The sequence below is a fragment of the Nocardia sp. NPDC004722 genome, assembly GCF_053601505.1.
The window spans coordinates 1-10,896 of sequence record NZ_JBSGBY010000273.1 but is presented as its reverse complement, the minus strand read 5'-3'; the positions used below and the strand labels follow the sequence as shown (position 1 = coordinate 10,896).

Genomic DNA, 10,896 nt, shown 5'->3' with positions numbered 1-10,896 from the left:
CGCCGCCGAACTCCTGGACGTGCTCGGCGAACGCTTCACCCTCACCGAGGACGGCCGCGCCGGCACGCCGGCCGCCGCGCCCAGGTACGCGTCGCGATCCTCGAACAGCCGCGACCAGCCGGTGCGCACGAGCGCCACGTCGCCCGATCCCGGTTGCGTCCCTGCGTGTTTCGCGGCTGCTCGCAGATCCTCGACGGTGATCTCGTAGCCGCCGGGCAGCGTGTCGACCCCGTGCACGCGGGCCACGTCCAGCAGCACCCCGCGGCGCAGCAGGCCGGGCAGGTGTTCGGCACCGTGCTCGTGGAACACCCCGCCGCGCTGGGCGTGATCGGCCGCGACGCCGCCGTGCAGGAGGCCCTCGTGGCTGACATGGCTGAGCGCGTCGATATGGGTGCCGACATGCCCGCCGGTCACGATGATCTCGTTGGCGGCCGAACCGCCGTCGGACCGCACCATGTCGCCGTGGCGGCGGATCAAGGTCATCCGGAATCCGGGATGGTTGGGCGAGCAGGGCATGCCGGTGAAGAACGGCTGGCCCAGCTCGATCAACTCGACTCCGCGGGAGACGGCTTCCAGCAGTGGATTTCGAGGTGTCATCGGATCACTCCCGTCGCGCGCAGCCGTGTCAGTTCCGGATCGTCGACGCCGTAGGCGGCCAGCACCTCGGCGGTGTGCGCGCCCAGCGGGGGCCCGCTCCAGCGGATGCCGCCGGGGGTGTCCGAGAGCCGGAACAGGATGTTCTGCATACGGATCGGGCCCAGTTCGTCGTCGGGCACGGTGACGATCGCTTCGAGTGCGCGGAACTGGGGATCATCCACGATGTCGGCGGCGGTGTAGACCGGCGCGATCGCGGCCTCGGCCTGTTCGAAGGCGCGCAGCACCTCGGCGGTGGGCCGTCGCGCGATCCAGGAGCCGACCGCGGCGTCGAGCTCGTCGGCATGCGCGGCGCGCCCGGCCCCGGTGGCGAACCAGGGCGCGCTGAGGAATTCGGGTCGGCCCACCAGCCGCAGCACGCGTTCGGCGATGGATTGCGCGCTGGTGGAGACCGCGACCCAGCCGTCGTCGGCGGTGCGGTAGATATTGCGCGGGGCATTGTTGGCGGAGCGATTGCCGGTACGGCGCGGCAGCTCGCCGAGCTGGTCGTAGGCGAGGATGTGGGGGCCCAGCAGCGTCAGCAGCGGCTCGACGATGGCCAGATCGATCTGCTGGCCGTGGCCGTCGCGGTCGCGGGCGCGCAGCGCGGTCAGGACGGCGAAAGCGGTGGTGAGCGCGGCGATTCCGTCGGCCAGCCCGAACGGCGGCAGGGTGGGCGGGCCGTCGGGGTCGCCGGTCATGGCCGCGAAACCGCTCATGGCCTCGGCCAGCGTGCCGAACCCGGGCCGATGCGCATAGGGACCGAACTGCCCGAAACCGGTCACCCGGGCCAGCACCAGGCGCGGATTGTGCTGCCGCAGTGTGGAATACCCGAGTCCCCACCGTTCCAGGGTGCCCGGCCGGAAGTTCTCGATCACCACATCGGCGTCGGCGGCCATGCGGCGGAACAGCTCCTGGCCGTCGGGGGTGCCCAGGTGCAGGGTGATCGACTTCTTGCCGCGCCCCAGCATCTTCCACCACAGGCCCACCCCGTCGCGCGCCGCTCCGTGGCCACGCACCGGATCCCCGCTCGGATGCTCGATCTTGATCACCTCCGCGCCGAAGTCGGCCAGCATGGTGGCGGCCAGTGGGCCCGCGAACAGTGTCGCCGCGTCGATGACCCGGATTCCCGAGAGTGGACCGGTCATTGCTGAACTCCTAACCTGGCCAGCGTGTTTCGCAGTGCGAAACTATGGCAATGGTACAGACGTTGACTACCAGCGAATCCTACTGCCATGATCGGCGTATTGGTAAAGATGTTTCGCACAAGGAAACTGGAGTCAGTCGTGGTGGAGATCGATCTGCTGATCCGGAACGCTCGTGTCGTCCGTCCCGGGGCGCCGGACGCCGTCGAGCCGGAACACCTCGACATCGCGATCACCGCGGGCGTGATCACTGCTGTCGCACCGGGGATTTCGGCGGCCTCGGCGAGCGAGGTGGTCGATGCGCAGGGGCGGCTGGCCTTTCCGGGCGTGGTCGACGCACACCAGCACTGGGGGATCTACTCGGAGCTGTCCGACGACACCGTCACCGAGAGCCGCGCGTGCGCGCAAGGGGGTGTCACCACCTCGATGAGCTATCTGCGCACCGGCCGTTACTATCTCAATCGCGGTGGCTCCTACCGGGACTTCGTGCCCGAAGTGCTGAACCGCATGGCCGGGCGCTCCTACGTCGACCACGCCATCCACCTCGCGCCCATGACACGCGAGCACATCGACGAAATCCCTTACCTGATCGAGGAATTCGGCATCACCTCGTACAAGATCTTCATGTTCTACGGTGGACACGGACTGCACGGCCGCGCCGGCGATCAAGCGGAGTTCCTGATGATCCCGCCGGAGGAACGCTACGATCTGGCGCATTTCGAATTCGTCATGCGAGGACTGCGGCGGGCGCGCGAGCGCTTCGGAGAGGTCGTCACCCTGTCGCTGCACTGCGAGACCGCCGAGATCATGGCCGCGTACACCGAACTCGTGGAACGCGAAGGTGTGCTCACCGGGCTGCGCGCCTACAGCGCCTCGCGCCCCCCGCATTCGGAGGGGCTGGCGGTCACCACCGCTTCGTATCTGGCGCACGAAACCGGCTTTCCCGCCATCAATCTGCTGCACCTGTCGTCGGCCAAAGCCGTGGACGCGGCGCTGCGCATGGCGAAGGCGTTCCCGCACATCGATTTCCGGCGTGAGGTCACGATTGGGCACCTGCTCGCCGATGTCGATTCCGCGCACGGCATCGGTGGCAAGGTGAATCCGCCCCTGCGGGAGCGCGCCGACGTCGAGGCGCTGTGGCGGCACGTGCTGGCCGGTGAGATCGACTGGGTGGTCAGCGATCACGCCTGCTGCCGCGACGAGCAGAAGTTCGGCGCCGATCGGCAGGACGTCTTCCTGGCCAAGTCCGGGTTCGGCGGGGCCGAATACCTGCTGCCGGGCCTGGTCGGCGAAGGCCTGAAGCGCGGGCTCAGCCCGCAGCACATCGCGCGGCTCACGTCCTGGAACCCGGCCCGCCGCTATGGACTGACGAGCAAGGGTGACATCGCGGCGGGCTTCGACGCCGACATCGCTCTGCTCGACACCGGCGCGACCTGGACCGTGCGTGCCGCCGATTCCGAATCCGCCCAGGAATACACGCCTTTCGAGGGCTTCGAAATGACAGCGCGGGTCGACACCGTCTTCCTACGCGGCCAACGCATCCTCACCGACGGTCACATCACGGGCGAACCCCGCGGCCGATACCTACGCCGGGCTTGAGATCACTCGGCGCTCAGAACAGTTCCCCGGGGTACCTTCGGCTGAACGCGCATGCCGGTGCGAGGCGTTCGAGCGTGCTGACCCAGCGTAGGTTCAGGGTCGGGCCGGGCGGCCACAGCGCTGCGTGAACCCTTCCCGACAGCCGCTGCGCAGTACCGAGAATTGGTAATCGCCCCGTCCGCGAAGTCCATTGTGGCACAGGGTATTACTGCATGCGGCCGAGTTGTGACGTTGGCGCGACGTCACGATAGGCTGGTGATTTCGTCGAGGGCGTCTCGCGCGGTAGCGAGGAACTTCCGCTGCACATCCAGATAGGCCCAACCGGCCGCTTCGGTTGCTGCACGTCGTGCAGTGGAATCGGTCTCGCCGTCAGGGGCCTGGGCGGCTTCGCGTACTTCCCTGATGACCTTGGCAAGGGCATCGATCAACTGTTGTGCTGCCTGGGCGACCTGGGGTGGTCCTTCGAGTATCACCTTGTATGAGAGGTGCTCGGCGTGCTTGAAGTGCTGGCGAATCTCGGTCAGGCGAGCCTGGTCTGCAGGGATCGATTCGGAGGTCACTAACAATTCGCGGAAGTATTGCTGGTTGGCTCGATCGGCGGTATTCGATGCTGTGATCAGATCGAGGTAGGCGGCCAGGCGATGTTCTCTCCGCCACCGCATGTGCTCAATCTGTAGCTCCCGAACATCATTATCCCGCTGGAAAAGGTCCTGTCGGGTTTGCTGTCGCTCGATCGCGGCCTGCCGACGAGTCTCGGTCCGTGCTCCGATGTATGCCGTCAAGGCCACACCCAGCACGGTGCCCAGGACTCCGACTCCGGCTACGAGAACGCTGATCATCGGATCCCCCAAGTGCATTGATTGACAGGAGGCTGTAGAGAGTCGAGGCGGCGGTGCGAGGTGCCAGTGGACCGCTTCTAGGCTCAGCCCACGACGGCTGCCGTTGTGACCCCCGGATTCTTGCCTCGATTGTCGTCCAAGGACATCGACCTGCCGGGCGTTTCAATGGTCGCATTTGCCGCTGGTTTGCCATACTGATCAGTGCCTCGGCATGATGGGCGTCATGCGCACCGCTTGGAAGCTCCCGGCAATCGGCTCGGCCGCACTGACCACGATCCTCATCGGTTCCGGCGCAGCCGCCAATGCCGAACCCAACCCCGGTTTCGCGTTCGCGTACCGGGAAGCCTGCGAAATCATCGCGAACGGCGGCGGCCCCGGCTCCGCAAGCGTCGCCCTCAGCAACAAATATGGCTTCCCCGCCGAGATCGCCAACCAAATCGTCATCGACTCCGGCTGCGCGTACTGATCCCTACACCAAACAATCCACCAACCGCCTTCGATCGACCGCGCCCCCTCGTATCAGCCGTCGGTTGCGATGAGGAGGGCGAGGTAGTGGTGGGCGAAGAGGTAGGCGTCGCCGGGCCAGCGAGCTGAGAGGTAGTTGCGGTCGGAGACCGTGAAGGCTGGGGTGTCGTCGGTGGCGGTACCGCGGCGCACGAGTTCGGTTGGGCCGCGCTGGAATTGCGCTCGCGGATCGGTGAGAGCGGCCTTGACCTCGTCTTCGACGTAGGCGGGATAGGTGCGGTAGTAGCGGCCCAGACGCCAAGCGGTCAGGAAGTAGGCACTGCGTTCCATGTACTTCGGAAGGCACGTGGTGCGCCGATCGGCCAGCACGCTGCGGCCGGTCGCAGGGTCCTGCGCGCGGGCCAGCACCAGTACCCCGTGGCAGATGGCGCCGACGGGCCGTTCCAGCGCCCAAAACTTGGCGATCTGCTCGTGCAGGACCTCGGACCCGAGGTATTGACGCATGCCGGGGGCGTGACCGCCGGGCAGGACCAAGCCGTCGAATTGCTCGACCTCGAGATCCGACCAGGCCGTGGTGGCACGGAATTCCGGAGATTCGGTGAGCTCACGGTAGAACTGCTTCGGCTCGTCCTCGGCGCCCAACTGCCCGAACAACACCCCGGTCAACAGCCGAGGATCCGCCTGCGGCACGGTCCCGGCGCGCTCGGTGGCGAAGACGACGTCATGTCCCGCGTCGGTGAGTATCCGCCAGGGCACGGCGACCTCGGTGACATCGAAATCCGTGTCGGGTACGGGCATCAGCACGCGCATGACAGCATCCTCGCAGGGTGCCATCGTCGATGCGAGAGATTACTCCGGTGGCGGTGGTTGCAATCTGGTACCCGGGTGGCGGGCGTGGAAATCGGCCAATGCCACCGGGGTGACCTGGGTGCCGACGAAGTCGATGCTGGTCAGATCATGGCGTTCGAGAGTCGGCAGGATCGCGTCGGTGACCGGTGTGTCGCGCAAGCTGAGCGTGTTGACCGTGATGTCGTGCAGCAGTGCGGCGACGAGTTGGTCGGTGCCGCCGCTCAGATGGATCCCGAGATTCTCGAGGCGATGCGGGAGTCGGCCTGGACCTGCGACTCGAGTCGCGCTTAGCTGTAGATCGCGCAGCGTCGCAGACAACGGCCCGTCGAGCCGGATGGCATCTCGGCCGCTGAGGTTCAGCGCGGTGATCCGGGGCGCGGCGTCGGACAAAACCGCTTGGCCCCATGGATGATTCGGCAGATTGCTGATCTGTAGGTGGGTCAGCGCGTCGAGGTGGGCGCCGCCGCCGAGGTGGAAGTCGTCGCCGTCCGACAGGTACAGGCGCAGATGCCGGAGCTGCGGAAAGCGGGAGAAGGCTGCCAGCGCATCGTTGCCGAGCGTGCACCTCCGGTGCTCGATGACCTCCACGGCGGGCAGCTCCGGCACCGCGGACAGCATGGCGTCGTCGAACTCGCCGGTCATGAGGGTCAGCGCCCACACCTGTTCGGCCGCACCGATCATCATGTTCAGGTCGTCGGTGTCCCAGCATTCACTGCGCCGGTGGATGCTGAACCGGTTGCCGTCGTGCAGCGGTGGCAGGGTGGGCCCGAGCACATGGAACGGCGGGTTGCCCTCGTGCCGGTGGTAGAGCCGGTCCGCGTCGGCGGTGAACCGTCCACAGCACACGAGCTCGATGAGCGTTGCCGCCCCGGTCGTTCCGATCGCGGTGACGTTCACCCATTCGGGAACCCGCCCGTCGCGCCACAATTCGTCTACCACGGTGTCGAAGTCGCACCGGCGTAACGCCACAGCCCGGTCGTAGCCGCTGTCCTCCGGGAATCTGGCCTCTTGCGATGCCGGGGGATGTCCGTCGAAGGACTGGTTGAGCCGAACCCGGAACACCAACGGCGCGGGCAGGTCCTCCAGGACGTATTTCCGGGCGAAGTCCCGGGCCGACGCGGCGGCGACCGCCAGCCGCTCGCGCAAGGTTTCACGCTCCACCCGTCAAACCTATGCGCAGCCGCTGTTCCCGCCCGGAGGTGCCCCGTCCGCTCACGGGATCGGGGCGTGAATTCCTGATACCTCGTGGCTATCCTGGTGTTTCAGACGCTGTTCTGTGTCAGGGGTGGGGACCGATGACAGCTGGTATCCGGCAGCGCGCCGAATGTCGGTGGCACTCATGATCATTCGTTCGCTCGGAACCGCCGATGCCGCCGCCCGCGCCGCCTACCGCAGGCAACTTCGGCGCGAGGCCCTGCCCTGGTCCATCGGAATGTTGTTCGTATCCTGGCCGATCCCTCTGCTCACCGCGCTCCTGCTGTATCGACTGGGTGATCTGCTCGCGCCGTGGGCGGCCTACGCGGTGCCGGGTGTGTGGCTCTCGTCTGGATCCATCCCCCTGCTGCTGACTCGTTTCCCAGGTCCGAGCGATCCTGTCCCCGGCAGTCATCCGCGGCTACCCCGTCGACCGACCTCCGCGGAAGCCGAAGTGCTGGATCCCGGCTGGCACCGGAACATGCGCAATCTCGGGCTGGCGGACGCGACCTATGCGGTGTGGGTGTGGGATTCGCCGCGACCGCTGGGGTCGGCCTACCCCGACGGTCTCATCGTCGTGTCGGCCGAGGCGGTGCGCGATTACACCTCGATGGAACTGCGCGGATTATTGGGTCACGAGATCGGCCATCTCGTCGGCGACGCCGGCGGACTGTGGTACCGGTTGTCCTGGTGGTACGGCGGGCTACTTCGGAACCTGGTCGGTGTGGTCGGGCGTGTGGCCGGGTGGCTGACGCGCGGCCGCCGCCTGCTCCAGCCCGTGGCCGTTCTTTCCGCCGATCTGGGTGTCCTGCTCGGCTTGTCGGTCCTGCTGTGTTCGCTGTTCGGCACGGTCGCCGCCGCCGCGCTGATGGCGGCGGCCGCGGTGCAGATGGTCGGGCAGCGTGCGGTCCGGCGTCGCAATCAGCTCAACGCCGACCGGGTGGCGGTGGATCTGGGTGCCGGCCCGGGCGTGCGCTCCATTATCTTGCGCACGAACCGACCGGCGAGTTTACGTCCACGCGGAATGAACAGCCTGGGGAGCCGAGTGGTCTTGGCGTGTTTGACCATGTGCCTGTCCGATCCATGGCCGGATCGGCAATGGGCGGCCCTCGAGGCCCGGATGCTCGCCAATTACTCGAGCCGACAAGATCCACCCGGACCTGGATGGCTGGAACGGCTCGGCGGGGCCGTGCGCCGCCCGCTGTGGCGGCTGGGACTGTGGACCATGACCGCCCCGACTCCGAATCACCTCGCGGCCAAGCGACGTCGGTAACCGACGGCGGGCCGCTAGCGGTGTCGGAACGGTCCGTCGAGTGCGGCCCATTGCAGGAGCATGATCGTTTTGGCGTCGGCGATGTCGCCGGTGCGGATCATGCTGAGGGCCTGGGGGAAGGGGATTTCCACGGTGGTGATGTCCTCGCCTTCGGTGGCGACGCCGTGACTGCCGGTGGGGGAGGCCGCGGGTTCGTAGGGGGCGGCGAAGAAGTGGAGGCGTTCGGTGACGGAGCCGGGGCTCATGAAGGCCTCGAATACCGGTTGGGCCTCGCCGATGCGGTGGCCGGTTTCCTCCTGCGCTTCGCGGCGGATCGCTTCGAGCGGGCTGTCGCCGTCCAGGAGTCCGGCGGCGGTTTCCAGCAGCATGCCGTCAGGGTGCCCGTTGACGTAGGCGGGTAGGCGGAATTGGCTTGTCAGCAGGACGGTTTCGCGTTCGGTGTTGTAGAGCAGGATGGTTGCGCCGTCGCCGCGGTCGTAGGTTTCGCGCTGCTCGCGGGTCCAGTGGCCGTCGCTGTGCTGGTAGTCGAAGGTGGTGTTGCGCAGGATGTACCAATTGCTGGAGAGCACCTCGACGTCGTGGATGCGGACGTGCGGATTTCCGGTGAGGTCGCGGCCATGCAGGTGCAATCCGGTGCGGCCGCGGCGATCCGGGGTGTCGACGCCGGCGGTCATCGCACGCCCCCGATCGCGGTGTGCGCGAAAGCATTCAGGTGCTCGGTCAGAAAGGACTCCAGTGTGCGTGGGGGTCTGCCGAGGATCGTCGCGACGGTATCGGTCGGATACTCCGGCCGATCGATGGCCATCCGCTGGATCTCGGTGACATGGTCGGCCAGCCAGCCGGGCATACCGGAGCGTTCGACGAGCTGTGCGCGGAAGTCGGTGGGCGGCAGATCGACATAGCGGACCGGAGTGCCGAGCAGGCTGCTCAATACTTCGGCAAGACGCGGATAGCTGTAGGTCTCCGATCCGGTGAGAGTGTAAGTACCCCCGGCGATTTCAGATCGAGTGAGCGCAGCTGCGGCGACATCGGCGATATCCCGGCAGTCGATGTAGTTGCACGCCGCCTCAGCCATGGTCCCCACGATGACGCCGCCCGCGATCTGAGGACCCAGCAGCAGCAACTTCTGCATGAACGCGTACGGCCGCAGAATCGTGTGCCGCACCCCGATGCCCCGCAACACCTCCTCGATCGAATAATGCCATCGCGAGATGGCCACCGGTGAATCCGGCCCCGCCGCCGGTGCGGAGAGTTTGACGATGTGTTCGATGCCGCGCTCGGCGGCGATCTCGATGGCGCGAGTTTCGAGTTCGACCTGATCGGGCTGGTTGACCATGGTCAGAAACAGCTGGCTCGCACCCTGGAACGCGGCATGCAGCGACGCCGGGTCGGTCGCATCCGCGTACCGGACGTCCAGCGAGGCACCCGCATTCACGGTGGCACGAAGCCGATCCGGCTGCCGGGTCAGCGCCCGGCACGGCACCCCTGAAGCGGCGAGCCGATGCACCAAGGCGTTCCCGGTCGCGCCGGTGGCTCCCATGACGACGATCATCTGTCTTCCTTCCGTTGGATCGAGCACCAGCGCGCCGTGATGATCACGGCGGCAATCGAGGCCGCGACCGGGACATCGATCCGGATCCGGCCCGGAAACGCCGGTACCAAGGCGAGTAGTTGAGTAATTGCCGTAGCGATCGCGGCGGCCCCGAGCCCGAACGTCACCGCGACCGGGACCACTGGCGCATGCCGCAATCCCACGTAGCGGATCCCGCTGTGTCGCAACCACATTCCGATCGTCCACGCGACCACCGCCGACGTCCCCGCGATCGATGTCAACGCGGCGATCAGCAGATCCGCACGGCCTGTCGCGATTCCACCCGCACCGGCACAGATCGCGGGCGCGAGATAGGCGATCAGCACCTCCCACCACAGCACGAATCGATTGCTCGTGGTCACAGTGTCCATCTGATTAGGCACCTAACTATATGGTCATGGGACAGCGCCTCGACAGCTTTCCGATCTCAGTCGGTCAGTGCGGCGATGCCCTGATTGATGCGTTCGAGCAGCTCGAGAAACGTCGCCCGCTCGGCGTGGGTGAGCCCGCCGACCATCTCCTGCAATCGGCTGAAATGCTCCGGCGCAACCTCTCGCAGCTTCTGCGCGCCCCGGGCGGTCAGCACCGCGACCACCGCGCGCCCGTCCTCGACCGAGGCGCGCCTGCACACCAGCCCTTGCTGTTCGAGCCCGTCGATCAGCCCCGTCACCGTCGCCCGGGTGACGCCGAGAATGGCCGCGAGCTGCGAGGGCGCGAGCTCCCCATCGCTGTCCTCCAATGCCGCCAGCAGCCGATACCGCCCGGTGGACAACCCGAATCGCGCGAAGTGGCTCTCCGACGCCTGCCCGAGTTTCGCTCCGGCCGCCAGCAGTCGCACCGCGACCAGCACCGCCTGCGGATCGGCTTCGCCTTCCAGCCCGTACCGCCGAATCTGCTTGCGAGCCTGCGCCAAGGTGGGGGAGTCGATGCTCGACCGGTCGGTCACCATGCAACTAATATGGCACCTAACTACTTCACCGTCAAAGCCGGTGCGAGGGAGATCTCATAGCCTGCCGCACCGACGATGATTTCGCCGTGATCGATCGATGATGTACTGCCTGCGAGGCTCTCGGCATGCGCAACAAATCCAGGCTTCGGGCCGCGGCGGCGATACTGCTGCTGGCGGTGGCGGGCTGCGGTTCCACTCCGGCGGCGACACCTGCGGGCACCGCGCCCGCGAAGGGTTCGGCGACGGGCGGGAGCCAGCCCGACTCCACGCCCACCGGGAGGCTCGTGGCCGACTCCGGGTTCCGGCCCGCCGTCGACGGTCTCGGCTTCCAGAACTACGGCAATGACAGCGGTCCGACC

At 66.9% G+C, this 10,896-nt stretch carries 13 protein-coding genes; 4 read left to right on the top strand and 9 right to left on the bottom strand.

The window, feature by feature from the left end; translation table 11 throughout:
- Both ACWELQ_RS24820 and ACWELQ_RS24815 read right to left on the bottom strand, forming a co-directional pair.
- On the bottom strand, positions 1-597 hold a 597-nt coding region (locus ACWELQ_RS24820; protein ID WP_452399446.1), incomplete at its 3' end, for a cyclase family protein.
- Positions 594-1,781 (bottom strand): CaiB/BaiF CoA transferase family protein, encoded by a 1,188-nt coding sequence (locus ACWELQ_RS24815; RefSeq protein ID WP_452399445.1) that lies wholly within the window; start codon positions 1,779-1,781, stop codon positions 594-596. The genes ACWELQ_RS24820 and ACWELQ_RS24815, both read right to left, overlap by 4 nt.
- Positions 1,782-1,919: 138 nt before the next feature.
- On the opposite strand from ACWELQ_RS24815, the gene ACWELQ_RS24810 reads away from it, so the two are divergent.
- Entirely contained in the window at positions 1,920-3,377 is a 1,458-nt protein-coding gene (locus ACWELQ_RS24810; protein WP_452399444.1) for a dihydroorotase, read from the top strand.
- A 242-nt stretch (positions 3,378-3,619) separates the two neighbouring features.
- On the opposite strand, the gene ACWELQ_RS24805 is transcribed toward ACWELQ_RS24810, so the two are convergent.
- Positions 3,620-4,216, bottom strand: coding sequence for a hypothetical protein (locus ACWELQ_RS24805; RefSeq protein WP_452399443.1), 597 nt, complete (start codon positions 4,214-4,216; stop codon positions 3,620-3,622).
- Positions 4,217-4,427: 211 nt separating this feature from the next.
- Between ACWELQ_RS24805 and ACWELQ_RS24800 the strand changes: the two genes are divergently transcribed.
- Complete coding sequence (locus tag ACWELQ_RS24800; protein WP_452399442.1) at positions 4,428-4,682, top strand: hypothetical protein; 255 nt, start codon at positions 4,428-4,430, stop codon at positions 4,680-4,682.
- Between the two features lie 53 nt (positions 4,683-4,735).
- Here ACWELQ_RS24800 and ACWELQ_RS24795 read toward each other — a convergent pair whose 3' ends face one another.
- Both ACWELQ_RS24795 and ACWELQ_RS24790 read right to left on the bottom strand, forming a co-directional pair.
- Positions 4,736-5,491 carry a type 1 glutamine amidotransferase domain-containing protein gene (locus ACWELQ_RS24795; RefSeq protein WP_452399441.1) on the bottom strand — a complete coding sequence of 252 codons (756 nt, stop codon included), beginning with the start codon at positions 5,489-5,491 and terminating at the stop codon, positions 4,736-4,738.
- Between the two features lie 39 nt (positions 5,492-5,530).
- The gene (locus ACWELQ_RS24790; protein ID WP_452399440.1) at positions 5,531-6,691 is read right to left on the bottom strand and encodes a hypothetical protein; all 1,161 of its coding nucleotides are present in this window, start codon (positions 6,689-6,691) and stop codon (positions 5,531-5,533) included.
- A 178-nt stretch (positions 6,692-6,869) separates the two neighbouring features.
- Between ACWELQ_RS24790 and ACWELQ_RS24785 the strand changes: the two genes are divergently transcribed.
- Positions 6,870-7,997, top strand: a complete 1,128-nt coding sequence (locus tag ACWELQ_RS24785) for a M48 family metalloprotease (protein WP_452399439.1) — start codon at positions 6,870-6,872, stop codon at positions 7,995-7,997.
- Positions 7,998-8,011: 14 nt separating this feature from the next.
- On the opposite strand, the gene ACWELQ_RS24780 is transcribed toward ACWELQ_RS24785, so the two are convergent.
- From ACWELQ_RS24780 to ACWELQ_RS24765, 4 genes are all read right to left on the bottom strand, one after another.
- The gene (locus ACWELQ_RS24780) at positions 8,012-8,671 is read right to left on the bottom strand and encodes an NUDIX domain-containing protein (RefSeq protein ID WP_452399438.1); all 660 of its coding nucleotides are present in this window, start codon (positions 8,669-8,671) and stop codon (positions 8,012-8,014) included.
- Positions 8,668-9,549, bottom strand: a complete 882-nt coding sequence (locus ACWELQ_RS24775) for an NmrA family NAD(P)-binding protein (RefSeq protein WP_452399437.1) — start codon at positions 9,547-9,549, stop codon at positions 8,668-8,670. Before ACWELQ_RS24775 ends, ACWELQ_RS24780 begins: the two co-directional genes overlap by 4 nt.
- Positions 9,546-9,914, bottom strand: a complete 369-nt coding sequence (locus ACWELQ_RS24770) for a hypothetical protein (RefSeq protein WP_452399436.1) — start codon at positions 9,912-9,914, stop codon at positions 9,546-9,548. The genes ACWELQ_RS24775 and ACWELQ_RS24770 overlap by 4 nt, the downstream gene beginning before the upstream one ends.
- 101 nt (positions 9,915-10,015) lie before the next feature.
- Positions 10,016-10,537 (bottom strand): MarR family winged helix-turn-helix transcriptional regulator, encoded by a 522-nt coding sequence (locus tag ACWELQ_RS24765; protein ID WP_452399435.1) that lies wholly within the window; start codon positions 10,535-10,537, stop codon positions 10,016-10,018.
- 125 nt (positions 10,538-10,662) lie between these two features.
- On the opposite strand from ACWELQ_RS24765, the gene ACWELQ_RS24760 reads away from it, so the two are divergent.
- Positions 10,663-10,896 (top strand): hypothetical protein (locus ACWELQ_RS24760; RefSeq protein ID WP_452399434.1); only part of this gene is annotated, 234 nt, incomplete at its 3' end.

Bases quoted from the DNA above. Each gene is read 5' to 3' on its own strand.
- ACWELQ_RS24815 (WP_452399445.1), bottom strand. From the start codon at position 1,781: ATGACCGGTCCACTCTCGGGAATCCGGGTCATCGACGCGGCGACACTG.
- ACWELQ_RS24805 (WP_452399443.1), bottom strand. From the start codon at position 4,216: ATGATCAGCGTTCTCGTAGCCGGAGTCGGAGTCCTGGGCACCGTGCTG.
- ACWELQ_RS24800 (WP_452399442.1), top strand. From the start codon at position 4,428: ATGATGGGCGTCATGCGCACCGCTTGGAAGCTCCCGGCAATCGGCTCG.
- ACWELQ_RS24795 (WP_452399441.1), bottom strand. From the start codon at position 5,491: ATGCGCGTGCTGATGCCCGTACCCGACACGGATTTCGATGTCACCGAG.
- ACWELQ_RS24785 (WP_452399439.1), top strand. From the start codon at position 6,870: ATGATCATTCGTTCGCTCGGAACCGCCGATGCCGCCGCCCGCGCCGCC.
- ACWELQ_RS24780 (WP_452399438.1), bottom strand. From the start codon at position 8,671: ATGACCGCCGGCGTCGACACCCCGGATCGCCGCGGCCGCACCGGATTG.
- ACWELQ_RS24775 (WP_452399437.1), bottom strand. From the start codon at position 9,549: ATGATCGTCGTCATGGGAGCCACCGGCGCGACCGGGAACGCCTTGGTG.
- ACWELQ_RS24765 (WP_452399435.1), bottom strand. From the start codon at position 10,537: ATGGTGACCGACCGGTCGAGCATCGACTCCCCCACCTTGGCGCAGGCT.